This window comes from Pantoea sp., assembly GCF_039594315.1.
Classification (GTDB): Bacteria; Pseudomonadota; Gammaproteobacteria; order Enterobacterales; family Enterobacteriaceae; genus Pantoea.
On the sequence record NZ_JBCNNP010000036.1, the window covers coordinates 1 to 25,628 of the forward strand.

A 25,628-nucleotide genomic window follows, 5' to 3' on the forward strand; every position below is an offset into this window, starting at 1 on the left:
CCGGCCCCGGCTGTCCGCCGTTGCTGTTGCCCGCCTCGTCGATCACTTCCACTTCCAGACGATAGTCGCCGTCTTCCAGCGGCGTGGTTGGCGTCACGCGCCAGTTGCCGTCTTCATCGGCAATGGTTGAGCCGATAAGGTTGCCATCCTGGTCACGCACGATAACCGTCGCGCCCTCTTCCGCCCGGCCTTCCAGCGTTGGCGTCGGGTCATCGGTGGTGCCGCCCGGCGCAATGACGATTGGTGCGTTGTTCTCGTCGTCCCACAGCACCAAATCAGTGGCGTCCGCTGGCGGATCGATGTCGATGGTCACCGGCCAGTCGCCGGTCGCTGCGCCAAAGCCGCCACCCGGCAATGCCGGACGCGCGATGAACACATAGTCGCCGGACGCCAGCGGAGCCGGTGTGATGCTCCAGCGGCCGTTGGTGTCCACGGTGGCGCTGCCCAGCTCACGGGTGCCGTCAAACAGATGCACGATGGTGCCCGGCAGGCCGGTACCGTTCACGGTTGGCGTCGGGTCGTTGGTCAGACCGCCTTTCTCCACCGGACCGATGTTGGCCACCACGTCGTCATGGACGCCGGTGATCGCCACGTCAGGCGTGATGCCGCCGCCGACCAGATTAAGGTCAGCCGGCAGCGAAGGCACGCTGGTGTTGCCCGCCGGATCCTGCGCGGTTGCCGTCAGCTCGTGCGGGCCTGGCGTCAGCGGCAGCGCCGGACGGAAGCTCCAGTTACCGCTGGCGTCGGCCTGGGTTGAACCCAGCACCGTGCCGTCGGTGTCGTGAATGGTGATGATCGCGTTACGCTCTGAGGTACCGGTCAGCGTCGGGCGCGGGTCCTGGGTGTCGCCCGTCACCGGCGTGCCGTTGGCGTCGGTGATCGCGATGATCACCGGTGCCGGCGGTGGCGCGGTGTCGATCTCGAACTCCAGCGGATCGCTTTCTGGGCTTCTCAGACCGGAACGGCCTTCTTCAATGATGGTAATCACATGATCACCATCAGCCATTTCCTCACCCACTTCCGGCGTAAAGTTCCAGTTACCGTCCGCGTCAACAATCGCGGTGCCAATCAGCTCTTTGCTGCCACCGAAGTCGTCCCAGATCTCAACGGTATTGCCCGGCGTCAGGCCGCCACCGGCGAAAGTTGGACGGTTATCATTGGTCAGGTCTTCGATAATACCGATGTGCGACGGTACGTCATCCCACGCGCCTTCAAGGCCTCCACCCGGTCCGGTAATTGGACGCGGCGGTGGACTCTGAATGATCTCAATCTGCCAGGATTCCGCACGCCCAGCTGACGGGTTACCCGCCAGGTCAACAAAGTGTGCGGTAAAGTTATAAATGCCATCCGCCAGCGGGTTCAGTTCTACTTCCCATGTGCCATCGGCACGAACCTGCGTCGAGCCCAGCACCGTGGTGCCGGTCAGACCGTCGTAGATGTACACCCAGCTCAGCGCTTCGCCGCTGCCGCGCACCGTCGGCGTGTTATCGTCCGTCACCTCGCCACGGCCCACCGCGCCGGTGGTGCCGACGTTGTCCCAGATTTCGGTAATGGTGCCGACCGCTGGGGCAACCGTGTCAATGTTCACTACCCACGGGTTGCTCTGCGTCTGGTGCACGCCGTCGTCAAAGGTCGCGGTCAGGGTCTGTTCGCCCTGCGCCAGCGCCGGGGATACCGTAATACTCCAGCTGCGGTCTGCCGCCACCGTGGCGGTGCCCAGCAGGTTGCCCGCCTGGTCATACAGCCGTACTTCCGTGCCCGGCTCGCCTTCACCCCGCACCACCGGCGTGGTGTCGTTGGTCCAGCCGCCGTTGGTGACTGGCAGCAGGTTGGCCGGATCGATATCGTTGTCCACGCCGGTAATGCTGCCTACCGGCGGAACCGTATCAATCGTCAGCTCCCACACCTCGGAGCGCGGGCCTTCGTTGCCCACGTCGTCGGTCAGGCTCACTTCGATGTCGTACGTGCCGTCCGCCTGCGGTGGCAGCGTGTAGCTCCAGCTGCCGTCGCCGCGTACCTGAACGGTCGCAATCAGCACGTTGTCAACGTAGACGTTCACCGTTTCACCGGCGTTGCCGCGGCCTTCCAGCGTCGGCGTCGCATCGTCGGTTTTATCCGGGTTGTTCAGGTTGCCCTGGTCTGCGCCCACGTCGTCAATCACGCGGTCAATCACCGCCTGCGCCGGGCCGGTGGTGTCCACCGTCAGCTCGAACGGGCTGGTGGTCACCACCACGCCCGCTGGCGTCGTCACGCTCGCCGTCATCGCATACGTGCCTTCGCTCAGCGCCAGCGCCAGCTCCCAGTAGCCAAACGCGTTGGTCTGTGCCGAGCCGGCCGCCACGCCGTCAACGTAAATCGTCACGATGCTGTTGGCCGTGGCGCGACCGTGCAGCGTTGGCGTGGTGTCGTCGGTTCTGCCACCGCTCGCCACGTTACCGGTGATGCTGCCTTCGTCGTCCGCGACGTGCGTGATGGAGACCACGCGACCGCTGGTGTCCAGCGTAAACTCCGGCCCCGGCTGTCCGCCGTTGCTGTTGCCCGCCTCGTCGATCACTTCCACTTCCAGACGATAGTCGCCGTCTTCCAGCGGCGTGGTTGGCGTCACGCGCCAGTTGCCGTCTTCATCGGCAATGGTCGAGCCGATAAGGTTGCCATCCTGGTCACGCACGATAACCGTCGCGCCCTCTTCCGCCCGGCCTTCCAGCGTTGGCGTCGGGTCATCGGTGGTGCCGCCCGGCGCAACGATGATCGGTGCGTTGTTCTCGTCGTCCCACAACACCAAATCAGTAGCGTCTGACGGTGGATCGATGTCGATGGTCACCGGCCAGTCGCCGGTCGCCGCGCCAAAGCCGCCACCCGGCAATGCCGGACGCGCGATGAACACATAGTCGCCGGACGCCAGCGGAGCCGGTGTGATGCTCCAGCGGCCGTTGGTATCCACGGTGGCGCTGCCCAGCTCACGGGTGCCGTCAAACAGGTGCACGATGGTGCCCGGCAGGCCGGTACCGTTCACGGTTGGCGTCGGGTCATTGGTCAGACCGCCTTTCTCCACCGGACCGATGTTGGCCACCACGTCGTCATGGACGCCGGTGATCGCCACGTCTGGCGTGATGCCGCCGCCGACCAGATTGAGGTCAGCCGGCAGCGAAGGCACGCTGGTGTTGCCCGCCGGATCCTGCGCGGTTGCCGTCAGCTCGTGAGGGCCTGGCGTCAGCGGCAGCGCCGGACGGAAGCTCCAGTTACCGCTGGCGTCGGCCTGGGTTGACCCCAGCACCGTGCCGTCGGTGTCGTGAATGGTGATGATCGCGTTACGCTCTGAGGTACCGGTCAGCGTCGGACGCGCGTCTTCGGTATCGCCCGTCACCGGCGTGCCGTCGGCTTCGGTGATCGCGGTGATCACCGGAGCTGGCGGTGGCGCGGTGTCGATCTCGAACTCCAGCGGATCGCTTTCCGGGCTACGTTGGCCCGTTGGTTCTACAATGACGATCGTGACAATGTGGTCACCATCGGCCATCTCATTTCCTGCTTCCGGCGTAAAGTTCCAGTTACCGTCCGCATCAACGATAGCGGTGCCAATAACTTCTTTGGTGCTACCGGTTTCGTCCCAGATCTCAACGGTATCGCCTGGCGTCAGGCCGCCACCGGCGAAGGTTGGACGGTTATCGTTGGTCAGATCGTCGATCAGGCCAATGTGCGAAGGCACGTCATCCCATGCGCCTTCCAGCGCGCCGCCCGGTCCCGTTACAGGACGGGTCGGTGCCACGGTATCAATATCAATCACCCACGGTTCAGAACGATCGGATACCCAGCCCGCTTTATCTTGTACGGCAACGCTGAACTGCCAGCAGCCATCGTTTAGGCCCGGATTCGGTGTCCAGCGCCAGTTGCCATCGGCATCTGCCTGCACGCTGCCAATACGGTTGTTGCCTTCATAGATGATGACCAGTGCGTGAGCTTCTACTCCGCTACCGACCAGAGTTGGCGTGCTGTCATCGGTAATACCTGGATTGTTCAGTGGGCCTTGTATTGCGCCCACGTCATCGAGGATGGCATCAATCACCGGTCGTGCTGGCGGCGTCAGGTCAACGATAAGAACAAATTCACCTGTCGGCACACTTTCCCCGCCCGCCGCCGTGGTGACAGTGGCAGTCAGACGATGCTCGCCTTCTGGCAGGTTAACCGTCAGACTCCACTCGCCACGGCCATTGGCCATTACCGAGCCGATAGCGCCGCCGTCACGATAGATAGTGACCAGTGAATTCGCCGTAGCTTGACCATGTAAAGTTGGCGTGGCGTCATCGGTTACTGAGCCATTGCTCAACGGTCCCTGGATGGCACCCACATTGTCCACCGCGCCATCAATCGAAATAAGAACAGCACTGGTATCTACCGTGAAATCAATCGCTGGAGATGGTGCGCTCTGATTACCGGCTTCGTCTTCCACGATCACGTCAAAGCTGTAATCACCGTCCGCCAGTGGCGGCGCGGTCCAGCTCCAGCTGCCATCGCTGCTTTCAACGCGCACACTACCAATTGGCGTGCCGTTGTCGCGGATAATGACCGTGCTGCCCACTTCAGCAGTGCCGTTGAAAGTTGGCGTGCGATCGTCGGTGGTATCACCGGAAACAATTTCACCGACAATCAGCGGAACATCATCAATCAGTTCAAGGTCTTCGGCCGCGTTCGGCGCATCAACGTCAACGATAATGGCGTATTCGCCGGATGGTGGGGTTGAGCCGTCAGTGGCTTCAGCCACAATGACATGGCGGCCGCTGGCGAGGTCGCGGTCGGAGACAATGCTCCAGCGGCCATTCGCGTCTGCTGTTACAGTGCCAATTGAAATACCGTCAATTTTAACGTCAACAACCGTGCCCGCAGGCGCGGTTCCCTGAACTTCCGGGCGCGGATCGTTAGTCAGCCCTTCAGGAGCAATATTACCCACGATGCCACCGGCAACGTTATCAATCACACCAGTGATGGCGGGTGAATCCGCTGCGCCACCGGCGATGATGGTGAAATCAAACGGCAGCGAAACGGCGCCACGGTTGCCCGCCGCGTCGCTCGCTTGCGCAGTAACACGGTGTGAACCATTGCTCAGTTGACGGTCTGGCGTAAAGGTCCAGTTGCCTGAATCATCTGCGGTGGTGGTGCCTTCCAGCACGCCATCAATGTAAACCCATACCTTACTGTTGGCTTCTGCGGTACCGCGGATTTCTGGCTGTGCATCATCGGTTGGCACTGCGCCATTAATCGGGCCGACAACGGCGCCTTGGTCATCCCACAGTTCGGTGATCACCACCTGGCCCGGAGGGGTAAGATCGACGGTAAAATCAAGACGATCGCTTGGCTCACTGACGCGGCCAACTTCATCTTCGATAACAATCTCAAAGCTGTAATCGCCGTTACTTAACGGACGATCAACTGCCGGTGTCCAGCTCCAGTTGCCATCAGCATCAACGACGGTTGAACCCATTTCGCCAAAGAATTCTTCACGAATATGGACAATATGTCCCGGCGTGAGCCCGGTACCTTTGAATTCTGGGCGGCTGTCATCGGTGGTGGTTTCATGACCAATCTGGCCAGTGATTTCACCCACGTCATCCCAGGCACCTTCAAACTGGTCGCCAGTAGGTTTAGGCGGCGGAGTGGTGTCTACGGTGAAGTCAAAAGAGGGGCTTGGCGCGCTGGCATTGCCGGCGGCGTCAACAACGATAATTGAAATGCTGTGGTCGCCTTCGCTCAGATCAACATCCGGGGTAAAGCTCCAGCTGCCGTCAGGACGAACGGTGGTGCTGCCGACCAGTTCTCCTGTCGCCGCATCATGAAGTTCCACCGTATCACCCGGCTCCAGTCCGCCACCGTTAAAGGTTGGACGGGCATCATCAGTGATATCGCCGCTGTCAATCTTGCCGGTTTTCATGCCGACATCATCAATGACATTTTCCAGATCAAACGCACCCGGCACCATTACTGGTGGGGTGGTATCCACTTCAAAATTAAACGGTGGCGTTGGCAGACTCGGATTACCTGCCGGATCGACGACAATCAGCTCTACGCTGTGATTGCCTTCTGGCAGAGGCGCGCCCGGTGTCCAGGACCAGTTGCCGTCGGCATCCACTGGCACTTCAGCTACTTTCTCGCCGTTGAGAATAATTTCAACGGTGGCGCCCGCTTCCGCGGAACCCCGGAATTCTGGCTGCTGATCGTTAGTACTGCCGTTGTTTTCAATGGCGCCCGTGCGTGGTGCCACATCATCCCAAACTTCTCTCAACTGCGCGCGATTTGGCGCTTCCAGATCCACATTCAGTTCAAAGCCCGGCGAAGGTTCACCTGTTTTACCCGATGGGTCGCGTTCAACCACCACAATAGTGTGTTGGCCATGTTCAAGCTCAGGCGTCAAACTCCAGTTGCCATCCGCATCGACCTGGGTTTCACCCACTTTCTTGCCGTTATCCCACATTTCAATGGTGCTGCCCGGTTTGCCGGTGCCGTGGAACGTTGGCGTGCTGTCATCAGTGACATCACCACTGACCAGCGGGCCAGTGCGAGAACCAAAATCATCGGTTGCACCGTTGATCGCAGGCAGGTCTAAACCACCGCCTTCACCACTGCCACTTTTTGAATTGTTGCCGTCATTGTCGTTTTTATTGCGGCCAATCAGATAACCAAGTCCGGTTGCCGCAGCCAAGGCGGCCAGCGCGCCGAGAGCCAACAACGCAGGAGAAAGTGCGAAACCTGCCACTGTCAGGCCATCCAGACCAGTAATGCTCGCGGCACCCAACGCCACGCCACTGGTGTCGCCATCCATCAGGAAAGCGGCATCATCGCGCTCTTCGCCACTGGTGGCGATGTACTCATGCCATTGCCCGTCTTCACCTTTGCCGACCAACTGGCCTGGATGGGTGTAGAAATCAGTAATGATTAATTCTGGATGTTCGAGGTCAGAGCCTTCGAGAATAACGTGCAGGTTTTTACCCACGCGCTTAAGCGTAATATTTTCTGGCGCAACGCCATGCTCGCCTTCAGACAGAATGTATTTCCCGCCCGGGATGGCTTTAATTTTTACCGCTTTGCCGGTAGTCAGGACTTCAGCTTTAACAATCGTATTTTTATCGACGACTGCCGCATTAACTGGAACTGCACTCATGGAGAATTCCCTTAAGTGAACGTTGTTGATTACGCCAACCTTCCAGGTGACGCAGAATGAGCCTGAGAGATATTTCGATTTTTAAAGAATCCCCAGATATGGAAAGCTTACCAACAACAAGAATTGTCTGAATCAAGCCCGGTCTTGGAATGGTCACGAAAATTTTCATACTATTTCAAAATTAAATATTATTTAAATTCATAGTGATATTGATAATATCACCCCAAAACTCAGCTCCACTGATAATAGGATCATATGAAAATAGCTGAGTCTGCTTTTGAAGCGAGAGGGTACGTAACTGCTTTTAAAACAGGCGTATTACCAATAATGCATCTGAAATTATGGATTCTCTGGTGGGATATTCATTGCTGGTTGCACTTAGGATTCGACAATCTGATGGCGGTACTCACACTGCGCTAAATTCCATGCAGGAGGTCTTTTCATTTCACGCCTGAATAAATCCCTTTTCCTCATCATCTTTTTTTGTCAGTTATTTAATGATTGAGTCAAATCTGACACTTAAGAAATTTCGCCCATGTTTTGCTTTTTTCTCCTCCCGAACGGCCACTTTCCTACAAAAACTAAATTCCCTTTCCTGCCAACTGCTTTGCCATTACTGGCGTGTTGTGGCTTGATCGATCGGGTCGATCGCTATTACTGTATATAAATACAGTATCATTTTGAGGCGATAGCCATGCAGTTTTATCAGCCCGCGGAAATCCGCGCCATTTTAGAATTACCTTTATTTATCAGCCGCGTGCCGTGCGGTTTCCCGTCGCCGGCGCAGGATTACGTTGAGCAACGGCTCGATCTCAACGAGTTGTTGGTGGATCACCCCAGTTCAACCTACTTCATTAAAGTCAGCGGCGATTCGATGATCGAAGGCGGTATCACCGAAGGCGACATGCTGATCGTCGACAGCTCGCCGAAACCGCAACATGGCGACATGGTCGTGGCCTCGCTTGAGGGGGAATTCACCGTGAAATTGCTGATGCTGCGCCCTTATTTGCATCTCAAACCGATGAATGCCGCACACGCAATTATCCCGGTTGAAGATGTCGATCAGTTTGAGATCTTCGGCGTGGTGAAACATGTAATCAAAACCATCGGCTGATCATGTATGCCTTAGTGGATGTGAACTCGTTCTACGCCAGTTGCGAAACCGTGTTTCGCCCGGACCTGCGCAACAAGCCGATTGTGGTGCTGTCGAACAACGACGGCTGCATTATTTCACTGAATAAGGCCGCCAAAAAACTCGGCATCAAGATGGGCGCGCCCTACTTCAAGCAGCGCGAAGAGATGCTGCGCCACAAGGTGGTGGTGTTCTCCTCCAACTATGCGCTGTATGGCGATATGTCGCGGCGCGTGATGGAGACGCTGGAGCAGATCTCCACGCGCGTGGATATCTATTCGATTGATGAAGCATTTGTTGATGTCACCGGCATCAGCGCCTGCATGTCGCTGGACCAGTTGGGGCGCGATATTCGCGATCGCATTTATCAGGACACCCATTTGCGCGTCGGCGTGGGCATCGCCCCGACCAAAACCCTGGCGAAACTGGCGAACTGGGCGGCGAAGCGCTGGACCAAAGCCGAGAATGTGATGGACCTGTCCGCGCCGCTGCGCCAGCGGGAACTGATGAAATTGGTGCCGGTCGCTGAGGTGTGGGGCGTGGGCCGACGCTTAACCGCCAAGCTCAATTTGATGGGGATTAACACCGCCTTTGAGTTATCGGAAACGCCCATCCCGCTGATGCGTAAACATTTTGGTGTGGTACTGGAGCGCACGATTCGGGAGCTGCGCGGCGAAGCCTGCCTGGCGTTTGACGAGGTGATTCCCAATCGACAAAACATTTTGTGTTCGCGTTCCTTTGGCGATCGTATTACCGACTACAAAGACATGCGCGAAGCGATAGCCAATTACGCAGCGCGTGCGGGCGAGAAGTTACGCAGTGAACGGCAATATTGTCGCCACATCAGCACTTTTATTCGCACCAGTCCGCACGATCCGCATCATCCTTATTATGCCAATGCGGCCAGTCAAACTTTGATAACACCGACGGCTGATAGCCGCGATATTATCCAGGCGACGCTGAATTGTTTGGATCGTATCTGGATCCCCGGCAAACGTTATATGAAAGGCGGCGTCATGTTGGGCGATTTCTTTAGCGATGGTGTGGCTCAGTTTGATCTGTTTGCCGAATATCAACCGCGCCGCAATAGTGATCAGCTAATGGCGCTGATGGATCAGATCAATGCCCACCAGCGCGGGGCGTTATGGTTTGCCGGGCAAGGCATTCAAAAACCGTGGTCGATGAAGCGTGAAATGCTTTCGCCCGCCTACACCACGCGTTTTTCCGATTTACCCGTTGCGAAATAATGTTCTTTTACAACTGTGATTTCCTTGCGATATTCTGCTTATATTACACTTCTCAAAACCGCAAAAACTGATTAACACCCGGAGGTTATATGTCGAGTGAAGACCGCGTAAAAGAGCTGGAAGAGGATGTTAGCAACCTGAAGATTGAGGTCGCCGCTTTGCGTGAATTGATGATTAAACAAGTTGCGGTAAATAACATCACCTTTAAAGGGAAATACGACGAGGTGATTATTCAGCTGGCGAAAGAATATGAAGAACGCGGTTTAGAGGATGAGGAGAACAGCCGGATGCATGAAGCGCTGCGTCAATATATTAAGTATCAGCTTCCGGCGGTGGAATAAGTCGATTCAAGGCAATACCGATTGTCCAAAAGCGCACGTATCGTAGCGGCGCAATTCATTGCGTTGTGTTGACCTTTTAACATCAACGGAACGCGATAAATCGCGCCGCTACGGAATGTGCGGAAATTGAATGCCGGCATTACGCCATCAATGGCGACCTGACGATCACACTTCAACGCCCTTCACACCGTCACGCCCGGCACGTTTTGCCTGATATAACGCATGATCGGCGAGCTCCAGCAGGTTTACCACCGAGGTGGTCGCTGGCGAGGTGACCGTGGCACAACCCGCGCTTAACGTTAGATGGCCTTGCGCCGACGCAATATGCGGCAGATTCATCGCTCTCACCGCCTCCACCACGCGATTGGCGATCGCCATGCCAGCGGTGAATGACGTATCCGGCAAAATCAGCGCAAACTCCTCGCCACCATAACGCGCCGCCATATCTACGCGGCGCATCGCCAATGACGCCAGCGCCTTGCCCACCACTTGCAGGCAATTATCGCCGGCAATGTGCCCGTAGTTGTCGTTGTAATGCTTGAAATAATCAACATCAATCATGATAAGCGTGAGCGGTTTACCGCTGGCTGCGGCGCTGTCGAGCGTATCTTGCAAATAGCGATCAAACTCGCGTCGATTGGCTAATCCGGTCAACCCATCAAGGTGCGCCAGTTTATTTAAGGCAAGGTTGGCATGATGTAGTTCGTCGCGGAGCTCGGTGAGTTCCTGTTGATAGCGCAATACGCGCCGCGCCTGCCGCAGCTGAAACGTCCCCAGCAATAAGATGATGAGCAGCAACAGCAGCGTGAGAATAATGTCCTGCGCGCGGCCATTGACCCACACATGGAACAGATCGCTGCTGTTGTAGCCCGCCGCGACAATCAGCGGATAACGGTCGGATCGTGCAAAACCAAAGATGCGTGTTTGACCATCCAGCAGCGATTGCCACTCGCCGCCACCGCGATCCATTTTCGCCAACATCTCCTGAAACAGCGGGCTGGCGGAGAGATTTTTACCAATAAAACTGTCGGGCATCGGCCGCGCGTAAAGCACCGTGCTGTCGGCGAGCATTAGCACCAATACATCGCGCGCGCCGAGTTCGTAATAACTGTAGAAGCGGCGGAAATAATCCACTTTGATGGTCGCCAGCAGCACACCTTTAAAATTGCCAACCGCATCGCTGACGCGCAATGAAACCGGAATCACCAAATCACCGGTGCTGCGGCTTTCGATCACCGGGCTGATGTGCACGCTGTTGCGTCGGTTGCTGCGCTGAAAGGTGAAATACTCGCGGTCCGAGTTATTAATGTTGGTGGGGACGCGATCGGCAGAGGTCGCAATCCACTTGCCGTCGGCATCGTAATAAAACAAACCGTGCAGCTGCGGCAGGCGATGCTGCAATTCGCGCATGGTGTTGCTCAAATCAGCGCCTTGAATGTGGGTCGCCAGTTGTATTTGTAAATCGCGCTGCACCTGGCGAAGTGACAGCTCGGTTTGCAGGAAGGTGTCTTCCGCCTGGCGCGATTGCGACAACGCCAGGTTCATCGCGCTTTCCTGCGTTTGATGTACCGTCGCCAGCCAATCTTCACGAAGCGTCCAGGCGCTCATGCCCACCACCACGACAATCAAAAACACGCCCGACAGCACGATGCTTCTCAGCAAACCTGAATCGGATGTCGCCAGCGAATCCATTTTCCTTTTTAGCTGCATTCTGTCCTCTGTTTTCGGCCCAGCACAGAGTTAAGCATGTAAATGTGGCGATGACGGACGATTGCGGTTAAGTCAGCCATTTAGGGTTAATTATCAGAGTAGTCTGTTCTAAGAAAGGCGGTGAATCGAGTTTGGGTATTAAGCACAGCGGTCACCATAAATGGCGACCCTACGAAGGTATGGCGCGAAAGATTCTATGATTGACCATCGCGAACTCCTATGACCAGTAACCAAATATTACTGTAGAATAAATCGGCCACGACCTGTGGCAGCAAACACAGCACGCGTTCACTACGAGATCATTCGGTAGCTTCTCTACCAAGCCCGCTTCACGCGGGCTTCTTTTCGTCTAACGCTATGCTGCAACGGTTAACGCTTTCTGACTGCGCGACCACACGCGATGAGCGGCCATCACCGCCAGGAAGTCGGGCATAAAGTCCCCCTCGGCGTTGTCACCTTCAATCAATCCAGCTTCAGATTGATCATCCTGCACGCTGAACTGCGCTTTGAAGCGGCGCGCATCGCCACTCAAGCCAATCGCTTTCAGATGCTTGTACGCCTCCAGCAAGAAATAGCGCGCATCGCCGCTCAGTAGTAATGCATCAATGTTGCCATCCGGCACAATCACCGCATCAAAGGTCAGGGAAGGCAAGCCGCTAAAAGTGGCGTCAATCGGCAGCACGGAGCCATCATCGGCCAGTATTTGCCCCATATGCGCCGCGAGAATTTTGGCGTGCACGCCCTGCGCTTGCAGCGCCTGCAAAATGGCCAAAACATCAGCGGATTTCGCGCCATCGCTGAGTAATAGCGCCACCTGGCGGCCTTTGATATCACCGCTCGGTTGCGCATAAAGACTCAAACTCTGATCCTTCTTCAAGCCATTGACATCCTGCGGCGGTGCAGTTTTAAGCTGTGCCGCGCTGAGTTTGAGACCCAGATTTTCCGCCACGCCTTGTGCCAGCGTGACATCAATGTGCAGCAGATGATCAACCACCCGCTCACGAATGTACGGACGCGCCACCTTGCTCAGTTCGAATGAGTAAGCGCCGATAATATGCTGCTGCTCTTCCGGCGTCTGGCTGAGCCAAAATAACCGCGGCTGGGAATAGTATTCGCCAAACGACGCGCTGCGCTCGCGCACTTTACTGCCTTCAATGCGCTCCTGATAACTTTCAAATCCGCCCTGTTTCGCCGCAGGCGGTACTTCACGCGGCCAGTTATTGTTGATCGAGTTCGGTTGATAATTGGCGGGATTGGTATCGATTTCCGTACGATGCATGCCTTGACGCTGGAAATTATGGTAAGGGCAAACCGGACGATTAATCGGAATTTCGTGGAAATTAGGACCACCCAATCGGCTGATTTGCGTATCGGTGTAAGAGAATAAGCGCCCTTGTAGCAGCGGATCGTTGCTGAAATCCAGGCCCGGCACGATATGGCCCGGATGGAATGCCACCTGCTCGGTTTCGGCAAAGAAGTTATCTGGGTTGCGGTTGAGCACCATTTTGCCGACCAACTCAACCGGCACCAGCTCTTCAGGGATCAGTTTGGTCGCATCAAGAATATCGAAATCAAATTTGAACTCATCTTCTTCCGGGATCAGCTGCAGACCCAGCTCATATTCCGGGTAATCGCCCGCTTCAATCGCTTCCCACAAATCGCGACGATGGAAATCTGGATCGCGACCGGTAAGTTTTTGCGCTTCGTCCCATAGCAGCGATGCTTTGCCCGCAACGGGTTTCCAGTGGAAACGCACAAAAGTGGCTTTGCCGTCTGCATTGATCAGGCGGAACGTGTGGATGCCAAAGCCTTCCATGGTGCGATAGCTGCGCGGAATGCCGCGATCGGACATCGCCCAGATCACGTTGTGCAGCGTTTCGGGTTGCAACGACACATAATCCCAGAAGGTGTCATGCGCGCTTTGTCCTTGCGGAATTTCATTATGCGGTTCGGGTTTCACCGCATGCACAAAGTCCGGGAATTTATGCGCATCCTGAATAAAAAATACTGGCGTGTTATTGCCGACTAAATCAAAAACGCCCTCATCGGTGTAAAACTTGGTGGCAAAACCTCGGATATCGCGCACGGTATCCGCCGATCCTGCGCCTCCTTGCACCGTGGAAAAACGCACAAAGACGGGTGTGATTTGGTCGGGATCGCTGAGGAAGCCGGCTTTGGTCAGCGCTTCTAACGAGCGATAAGGTTGGAAATAGCCGTGCGCCGCCGAACCGCGCGCGTGAACAATACGTTCGGGGATACGTTCATGGTCAAAATGCGTGATCTTTTCACGCATGATGAAGTCTTCTAATAAGGTTGGCCCGCGCGAACTGGCACGTAACGAGTTCTGATCATTGGCAATGCGCGTGCCTTGATTCGTGGTTAAGTCAGCGTTTTCACCGTTTTTACGCAACGCATCCAATTGATCAAGTTTGGCATTATGGGTTTCAGGTGCCTTGAGGCTGCCGGGCGCGGTGGGCTGTTTACCCGGTGGTGTCGGTTCGGCTGGTGGTTGATGTCCGCCACCTTTCGGCGCTAAATCACCCAATCCCGGCTGCGCGGTTTCTGGCCCTTTGTGCGGCGCTTGATGCGTGTGTTTTTGCTCTTTTTTATCTTTCGACATGTCACAGGCTCCTTTAATTAAGACCCTATTAACTGTAGAGCAAAAAATAGCGATGACCTGCCGCAGCATTTATAAATGATGTGTAGAAGAGTGAATGGCGTTTTTTACGCGAGCAATAATAAGCGAGGCGTTAAATTATTTTTTTACCTTTTAAATACGGAAAATAAATAACCCGCGTGCAGAATAAGCGGGGTATTTAAATATCCATAACGGTCAATTTTAAGCCTGGCGGCCCGCCATCACGCCGCCATCAATATCCCAAATAGCGCCGGTCACCCAACTCGTCTGGTCAGACAGCAGGAAAGTGATGGTTTCGGCGATGTCTGCCGAGGTGCCGACACGGCCAATCGGATGGAAGCTATCGAAGCTGGTCATCACTTCATTCACATCATCTTTCGGAATAAAACCTTCATAAATTGGCGTATGCACCACGGCAGGCGAAACAGCATTCACGCGAATGCCTTTACTGCCCAGTTCGATGGCTAAATTTTTGGTTAACGCATGCAAACCGGCTTTTGCCATTGAGTAAGCCGAAGACGGCGTTGCGCCAATCGCCTGCCGCGCCCACATTGAACCGATGTTGACGATAGCGCCTTTCAACTCCGCCGCCAGCATATTTCGCACCACTTCACGCGTGATAAAGAACGTTGCCCGATTGATGTTCATATACATGTCGTAGTCGGAGACTTCATGTTCGACAAAGGTTTTCGGGAAGAACACGCCGGCCGCATTCACCAGCAGGCTAATGTCTTGGTGTTCCGCGTTGATGCGCGCAATCACATGCTGCATACCCGCTTCTGTCATCAGGTCGGCGACGATGAGTGACACCTCGCCTTCCGCCGCCAGCGCCTGGCGCGCTTGCTCGGCTTTATCCTGACGATTACCGACCAGCACCACGCTGCCGCCCTGCTGCAATACCTGTTTTGCCGTTGCCAAACCCATGCCGCTGGTTCCGCCAACGACCAACAATTTTTTACCGGAGAAAGATGCGTTCATCGCTAACCTCTGTAGATCAATCAGTGTTCTTGAGAAGAGCAGCGCCGTGCTCTTGGTGTGCAAGCAGAATGCCATCAGTACGACGGGCAAACGAATCAGAAGAAATTGCCTGACGAGAAAGAAAAACTTTCGCGCAAGCGTATACTGATGGGCTGTAATGACCGGGAGACAGATATGCGATCGCTTAATCGATTGAAATGGCTACACGCTTTTGAAGCCAGCGCGCGGCACGGAAGTTTTACCGGCGCTGCGCAGGAACTGGGCGTGACATCGGCTGCCGTCGGGCAGTTAGTGCGATCGCTGGAAGAGTGGGTAGGACATCCGCTGCTCAACCGCACCCGCAGCGGCAAGGAACGACTGACACTGGTCGACGAAGCCCGCGAAGCGCTGCAAGACATCAGCCAAGGGCTGGATAAACTGGAAGTGGGCCTAAATAAACTGCGCGGTCGTAAAGCGCGCTCGGTGGTGGTGATCACCGCCTCACAAGTGCTAGTGATGAACTGGCTGATGGAGCGGCTTAACCGTTTTTCCGCTGTGCATGACAATATCGATTTGCGCCTGAACGTAACGGAAAAGTTGATGGACGTGCCACACGGTGAAGCGGATATCGGCATCCGTTGTGGTCAAGGTGATTGGCCGAGCGTGAATAAAACCTGGCTGATGGATGAAGAGGCGATTCTGGTGTGCAGTCCGCGCCTTAATCCTCCCGACAAAAACGCTGATGCGGTATGGCTTGCCGCACAGAAGTTGATTCATGATGATACGCCGCATCCCGGCGCAAACTTTCCATCGTGGAGCACCGTCTTAGCTGACGTAAATGCCCCGCCCGCCAGCGAACGGGGTTTGCATATCAACTCCACCTCGGCAGTGATTTTGTCGGCGCTGAGCGGCCAGGGCGTGGCTATCGTGCGACACGCGCTGGTGAAACAATTGATCGAAACCGGGCAATTGGTGCAGCTTCATCCGCAATATCGCTGGACGCTGACATGGTCCTATTACCTCGTTACGCCGCAGCAGTCAGCCATGCGCAACGAAGTAAAACTGTTTCACGATTGGCTGGTGGAAAACGCGGTGTAGCGTTATGCCGCCTGCCACTCCGCCACCAGCGTTTTTATCAATTCGGCGGCGGGCATTTCTCGCGCCAGCGCGGCGCCCTGTCCTGCCCACTGCGCGCCAAAGCCGTGTGCACCTTTTGCGGCAGCGGCGGCGGCCATCGCTTTGCCCAGCGCATAGGTGAGCGGATAGGCGGGAATGGCCTCGCGCGCGACATCGCGCGTGAGGTGGCAAAAATCATTGGTGATGCATCGGGCGAGCCGACCGGAAATCGCCGCCGTCATCATTGTACTCTCGGCACTTTTCAGCGCCTGGCGATAGGCGTCGTTAGCGGCGGATTCCGGACACAGCACAAACGCCGTTCCCATCTGCACACCCGCGACACCAAGCTTGAGCATCGCCGCGATGCCTGCACCATCCATAATGCCGCCTGCGGCAATCATCGGCAGACGCGAGGTTTTGCGTAGCGCTTGTACCAACGTGAAGGTCGAGTGCTGCTCATCGGCGGCGAGTGGATCGAAGATGCCGCGATGTCCGCCTGCTTCAATGCCCTGCGCCACGACAAAATCAATGCCCGCCGCTTCAATCGCTTGTGCTTCCATCACGCTGGTGGCGCTCGCCAGCGTGACAATGCCGCGCTGTTTTAAACGTTGCACGAAGGCGGCTGACGGCAGACCGAAATGGAAACTCACCGCCGCCGGTGCCGTTTCGAGCAACACATCGAGCATCGCTGTATTTTCATGGAAGGTTTGATAAATCTCCGCGAGCTCAGCCAGTGCCGTCGCTTCATAATGATCAAACTGCGGCTGAAAACGCGCAATCCACGCCTGTTCTACTGCGGGATCACGCTGCACCGGCGCATGGCAAAACACGTTAACGTTAAACGGTGCGGCGGTGAGCGCATGGGTTTTGCGGATCATCACTTCCGCCTGCTCTGGCGTGGAAGCGCCAACGCTGATCGAACCCAGCGCCCCGCTGTTACTGACCGCCGCCGCTAACTCTGGCGTCGACACGCCCGCCATCGGTGCCTGAATAATCGGATAAGCGAGAGTAAAACGCTGACACAAAGTGTTATTCATGAGCTATTCCTGCCTGATTAACCATGTGTGACGATGTTGAAACCTTCATCGTGGTGAGGTGCCACAAAGTAGCTGCTGATCAGCGCGAACTGCGCGTCGGTGGCGGCGAAATCATGTTGTCCTGCGGCATTACGCGCGTGCAGGCGCGCTTTGCACTCTTCATCGGGCACATCAAGAAAATGCAGTTGGTGTTCGCAGGCTGCACTTTGTATCACCGCCTTCATCCACTGTCGCTGACCGACGGTATTCGCCGGGAAATCCAGTACCACGGATACGCCGCACTGCAACAGCGAGATCAGATGTGGCGTCATCGCATTGCGCAACTTTCCGGCACAGCGCACATAATCCGCGACCTCATGCATCTCTTCGGCGAACAGATGGCCCAACCACGCATCTTCACTGATGATCACCGCGCCGATTTGCTGCGACAGTTGATGGGCTAAGGTGGATTTTCCGGCGGCGATTTTACCGCACAGCAAATGCAAGGTAGGACGAGATGTGGATGGGCACACAGATTCCATGAAAGCGCTCCAGATAAGATGAGGCACTAACATGCCGTGATTTTTCAGCCGCGTAAAGCGGGCATCTACACTTAAGTGTGTCTCTACCAATCACAGGAGAAAGGTGATGTTTCGACGCATGCATAAAATCGACTTTCCGGTCAGCAAGGCGCGGAAATATCTGGAGCCGGGTCCGGTGGTGCTGGTGAGCTCGCAGTTTGAGGATCAGCGCGACATCATGACGCTGGGCTGGCACACCATTCTGGAGTTCTCTCCGTCGCTGGTGGGTTGCATGATCGCTGGCGGCAATTACAGCCATGAACTGATTCGCCAAAGCGGCCAATGCGTGATCAACGTGCCTTCAAGCAACTTGATCGACAGCGTGGTGAAGATTGGCAACAGCCACGGCAATCGATTGGATAAATTTGATGCCTGCAAACTGACGCCGGAACCGGCAAGCGTGGTCAACGCGCCACTGATTGATGAGTGCTTTGCCAGCTTTGAGTGCCAGCTGTATGACGATTCGATGGTGGGCAACTACAATTTCTTTATCTTTGAAATCGTCAAAGCGCACGTCGCCGAATCGCCGGAATTTCCGCCGACGCTGCACTACACCGGCGAAGGTCGCTTTAGCGTGATGAGTAATCTGCTGCTCAATAAGCGCCGCGACTTTAAGCCAGAAATGTTAATTTAACTGCTTGAATTGTTATGGGCTTGCCCTCACTTTAATGCTTTCGTCCTGACAGGAGTAATACAATGGCAACCGAATATGCGGTGATCGCCGGTGGCTGTTTCTGGTGTACCGAAGCAGTGTTTAAAGATGTGATTGGCGTGGAGTCAGTCGAAAGTGGTTACACCGGCGGCGAACGTCCAAATCCGACCTATGAGCAAGTGTGCAGCGGTGCCACCGGCCATGCGGAAGCGATTCGTGTTGGATTCGATCCTGAGCAAGTGAAGTATGGCGATCTGCTGGATATCAGCTTCGCGACCCACGATCCGACCACGCTAAACCGCCAGGGCAATGATGTCGGCACGCAATATCGTTCTGCGATTTTCCCGGCCAATCCGGAACAAGAAGCCGAAGCGATTGCCGCGATTGCCCGCGCGCAGGAAGGCCTGAGCGATCCGGTGGTCACCACCATCGAGCCGCTGAAAGAGTGGTATCCGGCGGAAGGTTATCATCAGGATTATTGGGAAGGTGCGGGTCAGCGCAACGGCTATTGCATGGCAGTGATCCCACCGAAATTGCAGAAGCTGCGTAAGAGTTTTGCTAACCGAGTGAAACAAGGCTAAACAGCCAGCACTTCTTTCGTAGCGGCGCGATTCATCGCGCAATAAATTGCGCCGCTACAGTATCTGCGCTCTGGAATATCCGCGCGTTACGCCATTCCTGGCGACCTTGCTGCATTTATCCGTCATAATAAACGCCCTCTTCTTTTCAGAGCGCGATCATGTCTTCTCCACAGCAAGGAATCACGGCGCGTAAGCAGCCGATGAAGCTTAATACCTTGGTCACCTTGATGCTCAGCGCGGTTATCGTGCTGGTGTTGCTCAGCGTGCATATGTTCTATTTCTTCCAGATTGGTGCCTCGACGCGTGGGCAACTGGAGGATAAAGCCATGGCGGTGGCGCGCACGCTGGCGGACTCGCCGGAAATTCAGCGTGCGCTGGCTTACCCGCCGGATGGCACGCGCATTCAGCCGATCGCAAAAGCGGTGGAAGAGACCAATAATCTGTTGTTCATCACTGTGACCAACATGGATGGCATTCGTTACTCGCATCGCAATCCTGAATTGATCGGCAAACACTTTATCGGCGACGACATTGAGCCTGCGTTGCGCGGCCATGAAAATGTCTCGGTGAATAAAGGCTCGCTGGCAAAAGCGTTACGTGTTTTCACACCGATCTTTAACGCGCAACATCAACAGATTGGTGTGGTAGCGATTGGCATTTCGCTGGAAGCAGTCAGCGTGCAAATCAACGAAAGCCGCTGGAGTATTTTGTGGACCATTTTTATTGGTACGCTGGCGGGCGCCATCGGTACCTTGATCCTGGTGCGCGTGCTGAAACGCATCCTGTTTGGCCTTGAACCTTACGAAATTTCCACCCTGTTTGAGCAGCGCCAGGCGATTCTTAACTCGCTAAAGGAAGGCGTGATCGCCATGGACGATCAGGCGCAAGTGACGCTGGTAAATCAGGCTGCACGTTCGCTGCTTAATGATTCGATGGGCACCATCACCGCCGATCACGTATATGATGCCTCGGTGATCGACAAGCATCTGCATGATGTATTGCAAACCGGACGCGCGCGCCGCGATGAAGAGTTGAATGTCAATGGTCGCGTGTTGCTGAGTAATACCGTGCCGGTGCGCAGCCACGGGCGGATTATCGGCGCGGTTTGTACCTTCAGGGATAAAACTGAAATCAGTCAGCTAATGCAGCGTTTGACCGGCATGGTAAGCTATGTCGATGCGCTGCGAGAACGTTCACACGAGTTTATGAACAAGCTGCATGTGATTCTCGGTCTGCTGCACATGAAAAATTACCCGCAGGTTGAAGCTTACATTCTCAAAACCGCCAATAATTACCAGACGGAAATTGGTTTCTTGCTCGACAAAATCAAGTCGCCGGTGATTGCCGGTTTCTTGCTGAGCAAGATCAATCGCGCCTCGGATTGCGGCCATCGCTTGACCATCAGCGATGCCAGTTTCTTGCCGGATAGCGGCAACGAAGAGCAAATGGCGGCGCTGATTACCGTGGTAGGCAATCTGGTGGAGAATGCGCTGGATGCCATGCATGAGCAGGTTGAAGGCGAAATTCACGTAATGCTGCACTACCAAAACGGTTGGCTGACGTGCGAAGTGAGCGATGATGGTCCGGGCATTGAAGCCGACCGTCTCGCCACAATTTTTGACAAAGGCTTCTCAACCAAAGGTGAGAATCGCGGCGTTGGGCTATTTCTGCTCAAGCAGCAAACCGAAAGTATTGGCGGCAGCGTCAGCGTCGAGTCAGAACCCGGCGTGTTTACTCAATTTTTAGTTCAACTTCCCTGGGATGGAGGAAACCAATCCGCATGATCAATGTGTTAGTGGTCGATGATGACGCCATGGTTGCCGAGCTTAATCGCGCGTATATCGGTCAGGTGCAGGGCTTTACCTGCTGCGGCACCGCGTCAACGCTCAAGCAGGCGAAAGAGATCCTGTTCAACAGTGAGATTACGGTCGATCTGGTGCTGCTGGATATCTATATGCAGCAAGAGAATGGCCTCGATCTGTTGCCGGAATTGCGTACCGCGCAAAGCCCGGTGGAAGTGATCATCATTTCATCAGCGGCCGATGCGGAGAACATTAAAACCTCGCTGCATTACGGCGTGGTGGATTATCTGATCAAACCGTTCCAGTTCCCGCGTTTTGAAGAGGCGCTGACCGGCTGGCGGCAGAAGAAGTCGCTGATGGATAATCAGCATTACTATCAACAATCGGATGTTGATTTGCTGATTCACGGCAGCCCGGCAACGCAGCACGATAACAAGCGTTTGCCAAAAGGCTTAACGCCGCAAACGCTGCGCACGCTGTGTCAGTGGATTGATGCGCATCCCGGCCACGAATTCTCTACCGATGAACTGGCGGCGGAAGTGAATATTTCACGCGTATCGTGCCGTAAATACCTGATTTGGCTGGCGCAGATTAATATTCTGTTCACCAGCATTCATTACGGTGCCACCGGACGTCCGGTGTACCGTTATCGCTTACAGCCGGAATACCATTCGCTGCTGCAACAATATTGTCAGTAACGCAGCTGCCACGCAGGATCGATTTGCTGGAAGTGGAAATAGCGCGGCGCGGAGCAGATGATTTGCCGATCGCGGGTGACAAATACCGCGTCGATATCGGGCTGGTCGGCAAGATACGCCAGCCCGTTTTCCATCCCCATGCCGTATAACAGCGTGGTGTAAATATCGCCATCAATTGAGCGGTCGGAAATCACCGTCACGCTCAGCAGTTCGTTATCCAGCGGATATCCGGTTTTGGGATCAAAGATGTGATGCCAGCAATGTCCGTCCAGCTCGAAATAGCGCTCATAAATCCCCGACGTCACCACCGATTTTCCCTGCACACGCAGCACGCCGAGTAACTCATCATCGCCACCAAACGGCTTTTTCAGGCCAATACCCCAACCTTCTGCTTCATGCGGTGGACAACCCAGCGTTTGCACATTGCCGCCGAGATTAATTAATGCCTGCTGCACGCCTTGCTGATGCAAAAATGCCTGCACGCGATCGGCGATGTAACCCTTGGCGATGGCGCCGAGATCGATTTCCATGCCCTGCTGTTGGAGAAACACCGAACGATCAGCGGGATTGAGTATTACCTGATGCGGATCGGTGCGTGGCAGTAAGGCGGCGATATCCGTTTTCGCGGGTACTTCTCGGCCCTGAAAGCCGATTTTCCAACGCTTCACAATCGGTCCGATGGTGAAGTTGAAAGCGCTGTTGGGGAGTAAGCTGACCGCGTGCGCCACGCTGATTAACGCGAAGACCGCATCGCTCACCACCACCGGATGAAGACCGGCAGCCTGATTAATTGACATCACTTCGGATGCAGCGCGATTGACGGTGAAGAGATTTTCTTGCTGCTTGATCAGTTGGAAAACCTGGCGCGCTAAGGTGGGGTTATCGTCGAACAGTTTGAGCAGAATGGGCGAACCCATCAGTACTGCGGAGTAGGCATAAACGCCATCATTAGTCATTGTTGCCTCGTTAAAAAAATGCCCGCACGCAGCGGGCATTTTTATCGGTGCTAATTAATTGCCTCGCGCCAGTTTAGCGGCATTACGACCGGCTTTGATACCAAAGATGATGATATCGGCCACTGCGTTACCACCGATGCGGTTGGCGCCGTGAATGCCGCCGACCACTTCACCAGCCGCCCACGCGCCTGGAATCACTTGTTTCTGCGCATCCAGCACCGCGGTATCGGTATTGATGGTCACGCCGCCCATGGTGTGGTGCACGCCCGGGGCGATACGAATGGCGAAGTACGGACCTTTGTTCAGTGGATGACGCAACGCGGTTTTACGACCAAAGTCTTCATCATCCTGCTTGGCCACGAACTCGTTGTAGCGACCGAGTGTGGTTTGCAGCGCTTCCTGATCCATGTTGAGTTTCATCGCCAGTTCATGCGGCGTTGGTGCGCTAATCACAAAGCCTTTGGCGATGTATTCATCGGCCGCTTTGTTGTTGGCGCGCACCTGCTCATCAAACACGATCCATGCACTTTTCTCTGGCAGCGCGATGATCTCAGCGGACACTTTGTCGCGAGTTTCCATTTCGTTATAGAAACGCTTGCCCGCTTGGCTGACCAGAATCGCCCCGCCGCCGCGCATCGCTTCAGAAATCAGATACGACGTGGTTTGCTCAACCGTTGGGTGAATCTGGATTTCGCCCATATCGACGGTATCTGCGCCAATACTTTGCAACATGGCGATACCGCTGCCGGTGGCACCTTTGTGGTTAGTGGTGACGAAACCATCCAGCTCAGGACGGTATTTCACCACCATTTCGCGGTTAGCACTGAAGCCGCCGGTTGCCACAATCACGCTTTTGGCGTTGATGATGCGGCTGTCGTTGTACTCATCCACCACTTTCACGCCGGTTACCGCGCCATTTTCCACCAAAATTTCTGCCACCGAGGTTTCCAGCAGCACTTCGATTTCACGCTTGTTGACGTTTTTCACCAGGCCGCTGATCAGGAAGCCGCCGACCGCTGAGCGATCTTCCGGGCGGTGGGTACGATCAATGCTCATACCGCCGGTGATGGTGATATCGCACAGCTCAATCTCTTTCGCCGCCAGCCACTCAATTGCTTCTGGCGCTTGCTCAACAAACTCACGCAACAACACCGGATTGTTTTTGAACTTGCCGCCTTTCAGCGTCTCTTCGTAGAACAGCTCTTTGCTGTCTTCGATGCCTTTCAGTTTCTGATAACGGGTTTCCGCCGCGTTCATCCCAACCGAGGCTTTGATGGTGTTGCCGCCGATGGTTGGCATCTTCTCGATGATCACCACGCGCGCGCCATCGTCATGCGCCTGAATCGCCGCCGCCAGACCAGCACCGCCGGTTCCTACCACGACAACATCGTAATTGACCGGCGCATTCGGGTTGCCGCCCTCTTCAATCACATACTCTTTGCTCGACGTGGTCATGGCACGTGATACCGCTTTCTTCAGCGCTTCACTCTGGGTGGTTGCGCCAGTGATCGCATCAACGTGTGGACTGTTGGCGACCAGAATGCGTTCACGCAGGCTTTCGAAGGTGCTGGTAAAATCGACATCCAGACTGGGATCCGGCACCAGTGAAATATCGGTAATACGGTCAGTATCCAGCGTGACGTTGATTTTCAGTTTCAGCGCTTCGGCTTCGACTTTGGCTTGATACACGCCAGCTTTGTATTTGCGATGGCCATCGCTGACGTCGCGGATCATTGCATCCACCAGCGAGAAGCGCCACAGCGGTTCTGGAATGGTCAGTTCCTCGCGCTTGGTGCTATCGATAGACAGCTCCATGTGCTCGTTACGCAACGCGCGATCGGTCCAATCCGGGTAAGCAATGCAGGCTTTACCGATCGCCACCAAATCGAACCCGTGCTCCAGCGCGTTCTCAGCGTCTTCTTTATTAACGATGCCGCCGACACCAATCACCGGTACTTTTGCCAGCTTCGGTGAGCGTTGTGCGAGATATTTAGTAATTAACGGCGTGGGATCCTGGGTATCGACAATCGATGGACGCAGCAACTGGCCGACAGAGAAGTGCACATAATCCAGACCGCGTTCCGCCAGTTTTTCCAGCAGGTACATCGTATCGTCCCAGCGAATGCCGGGCACTTCTAGCTCTTCAGGCGAGAAGCGATAACCAATCACGAAATCCGCCGCAGCGAAGCGGTCGGCCATTTTGTGAGTGATTTCCAGCACTTCCATTGGGAAACGGGCGCGATTATCGCGGCTGCCGCCCCATTTGTCGTCGCGCTGGTTGGAGTTTGGTGAGTAGAACTGCTGAATCAGATAGGTGTTCGCGCCGTGGATTTCTACGCCATCGAATCCGGCTTTGATCGCACGATTAACGGCATCACCAAACTTGGTGATCATTACATCTACTTCTTCAGCGGTTAAGGCTTGTGGCGTGGTGGCACCTTCACGCGGTGCGGCGATAGCACTTGGCGCGACCGGGGTTTTACCACCGATCAGTGCCGGTTCCACCATGCGGCCGCCGTGATAGATCTGCAAAATCGCTTTGGAACCTTGCGATTTGATGGCGTGGGCGATTTTCGCCAAGCCCGGGATTTTGTTGTCGCTGTCGATGCCGAGCGCACCCGGGAAGGCTGGACCACGGTTATCAATAAAGCAGCATTCAACGATGACGGTACCGATGCTGCCGGCGCGGACACGATAATATTCGACAAGGTCACTGGTAACACCGCCATCAAAGTAGCCGGTACAGGTGGTCATCGGTGCCATAACCAAGCGGTTTTTTAGCACCGCACCTTTCGGCAGCGTAAGCGGATTAAGGATCGGGGTGAGCTTATTCATGATGAGCAACTCCAAATTAAGAAATTCGTATTCAATTCTTTGGCGGTTCGGATGAGATTATATTTATTTTAGTGGTCCGATTTCATGGCGTAAATATACCATTTTATTTACTTACATAACCTCATTCGTTAGTTATATAAGTTTTACCCATGTAATTAATATTCGGAGCGTAATGCTTAAAGCTGCGCTTCGCTAAGTTTTGACCAAGTCTTGACAAAA

The 25,628-nt window shown here is 55.1% G+C and carries 16 protein-coding genes; 8 read left to right on the forward strand and 8 right to left on the reverse strand.

The annotated features are described in order from the left end of the window. Positions 1–7,147, reverse strand: a 7,147-nt coding sequence (locus tag ABDW13_RS17180; protein WP_343553781.1) for an Ig-like domain-containing protein, incomplete at its 3' end; no start/stop codon positions are given. Positions 7,148–7,841: 694 nt separating this feature from the next. On the opposite strand from ABDW13_RS17180, the gene umuD reads away from it, so the two are divergent. The 3 genes from umuD (at position 7,842) to ABDW13_RS17195 (ending at position 9,867) form a co-directional block, all read left to right on the forward strand. After that, positions 7,842–8,261 (forward strand): translesion error-prone DNA polymerase V autoproteolytic subunit, encoded by a 420-nt coding sequence (gene umuD / locus ABDW13_RS17185; RefSeq protein ID WP_343553782.1) that lies wholly within the window; start codon positions 7,842–7,844, stop codon positions 8,259–8,261. A gap of 2 nt (positions 8,262–8,263) precedes the next feature. Then, complete coding sequence (gene umuC, locus ABDW13_RS17190; RefSeq protein ID WP_343553783.1) at positions 8,264–9,526, forward strand: translesion error-prone DNA polymerase V subunit UmuC; 1,263 nt, start codon at positions 8,264–8,266, stop codon at positions 9,524–9,526. 89 nt (positions 9,527–9,615) lie between these two features. Further along, the gene (locus ABDW13_RS17195; protein ID WP_343553784.1) at positions 9,616–9,867 is read left to right on the forward strand and encodes a hypothetical protein; all 252 of its coding nucleotides are present in this window, start codon (positions 9,616–9,618) and stop codon (positions 9,865–9,867) included. A 165-nt stretch (positions 9,868–10,032) separates the two neighbouring features. Here the strand turns inward: ABDW13_RS17195 and ABDW13_RS17200 are convergent, their stop codons facing one another. The 3 genes from ABDW13_RS17200 to ABDW13_RS17210 all read right to left on the reverse strand — a co-directional run bounded on the left by ABDW13_RS17200 (position 10,033) and on the right by ABDW13_RS17210 (position 15,193). Further along, a complete protein-coding gene (locus tag ABDW13_RS17200; protein WP_343553785.1) occupies positions 10,033–11,577 on the reverse strand; it encodes a sensor domain-containing diguanylate cyclase in 1,545 nt (514 codons plus the stop codon). 355 nt (positions 11,578–11,932) lie between these two features. Then, on the reverse strand, positions 11,933–14,197 hold the full coding sequence (gene katE, locus ABDW13_RS17205; protein WP_343553786.1) for a catalase HPII: 2,265 nt from the start codon (positions 14,195–14,197) through the stop codon (positions 11,933–11,935). 219 nt (positions 14,198–14,416) lie between these two features. Further along, the gene (locus ABDW13_RS17210) at positions 14,417–15,193 is read right to left on the reverse strand and encodes an SDR family oxidoreductase (RefSeq protein ID WP_343553787.1); all 777 of its coding nucleotides are present in this window, start codon (positions 15,191–15,193) and stop codon (positions 14,417–14,419) included. A gap of 174 nt (positions 15,194–15,367) precedes the next feature. Between ABDW13_RS17210 and ABDW13_RS17215 the strand changes: the two genes are divergently transcribed. Next, positions 15,368–16,270: a LysR substrate-binding domain-containing protein gene (locus ABDW13_RS17215; protein WP_343553788.1), complete on the forward strand. Its 903-nt coding sequence runs from the start codon at positions 15,368–15,370 to the stop codon at positions 16,268–16,270. 2 nt (positions 16,271–16,272) lie between these two features. On the opposite strand, the gene ABDW13_RS17220 is transcribed toward ABDW13_RS17215, so the two are convergent. Then, positions 16,273–17,325 carry a nitronate monooxygenase gene (locus tag ABDW13_RS17220; protein ID WP_343553789.1) on the reverse strand — a complete coding sequence of 351 codons (1,053 nt, stop codon included), beginning with the start codon at positions 17,323–17,325 and terminating at the stop codon, positions 16,273–16,275. A 17-nt stretch (positions 17,326–17,342) separates the two neighbouring features. Next, positions 17,343–17,846: an ATP-binding protein gene (locus ABDW13_RS17225; RefSeq protein ID WP_343553790.1), complete on the reverse strand. Its 504-nt coding sequence runs from the start codon at positions 17,844–17,846 to the stop codon at positions 17,343–17,345. 106 nt (positions 17,847–17,952) lie between these two features. Here ABDW13_RS17225 and ABDW13_RS17230 point away from each other — a divergent pair, with 106 nt between their 5' ends. From ABDW13_RS17230 to dcuR, 4 genes are all read left to right on the forward strand, one after another. Next, positions 17,953–18,519, forward strand: coding sequence for a flavin reductase family protein (locus ABDW13_RS17230; protein ID WP_343553791.1), 567 nt, complete (start codon positions 17,953–17,955; stop codon positions 18,517–18,519). Positions 18,520–18,581: 62 nt separating this feature from the next. After that, positions 18,582–19,118: a peptide-methionine (S)-S-oxide reductase MsrA gene (gene msrA, locus ABDW13_RS17235; RefSeq protein WP_343553792.1), complete on the forward strand. Its 537-nt coding sequence runs from the start codon at positions 18,582–18,584 to the stop codon at positions 19,116–19,118. A 158-nt stretch (positions 19,119–19,276) separates the two neighbouring features. After that, complete coding sequence (locus ABDW13_RS17240; RefSeq protein WP_343553793.1) at positions 19,277–20,902, forward strand: sensor histidine kinase; 1,626 nt, start codon at positions 19,277–19,279, stop codon at positions 20,900–20,902. Next, on the forward strand, positions 20,899–21,618 hold the full coding sequence (gene dcuR, locus ABDW13_RS17245) for a two-component system response regulator DcuR (RefSeq protein ID WP_343553794.1): 720 nt from the start codon (positions 20,899–20,901) through the stop codon (positions 21,616–21,618). Before ABDW13_RS17240 ends, dcuR begins: the two co-directional genes overlap by 4 nt. Here dcuR and ABDW13_RS17250 read toward each other — a convergent pair. Both ABDW13_RS17250 and ABDW13_RS17255 read right to left on the reverse strand, forming a co-directional pair. Continuing rightward, positions 21,612–22,574 (reverse strand): FAD:protein FMN transferase, encoded by a 963-nt coding sequence (locus ABDW13_RS17250; protein WP_343553795.1) that lies wholly within the window; start codon positions 22,572–22,574, stop codon positions 21,612–21,614. The two genes, dcuR and ABDW13_RS17250, sit on opposite strands and share 7 nt — an antisense overlap. 54 nt (positions 22,575–22,628) lie before the next feature. Continuing rightward, on the reverse strand, positions 22,629–25,409 hold the full coding sequence (locus ABDW13_RS17255; protein WP_343553796.1) for a flavocytochrome c: 2,781 nt from the start codon (positions 25,407–25,409) through the stop codon (positions 22,629–22,631). Positions 25,410–25,628 lie beyond the last annotated feature (219 nt).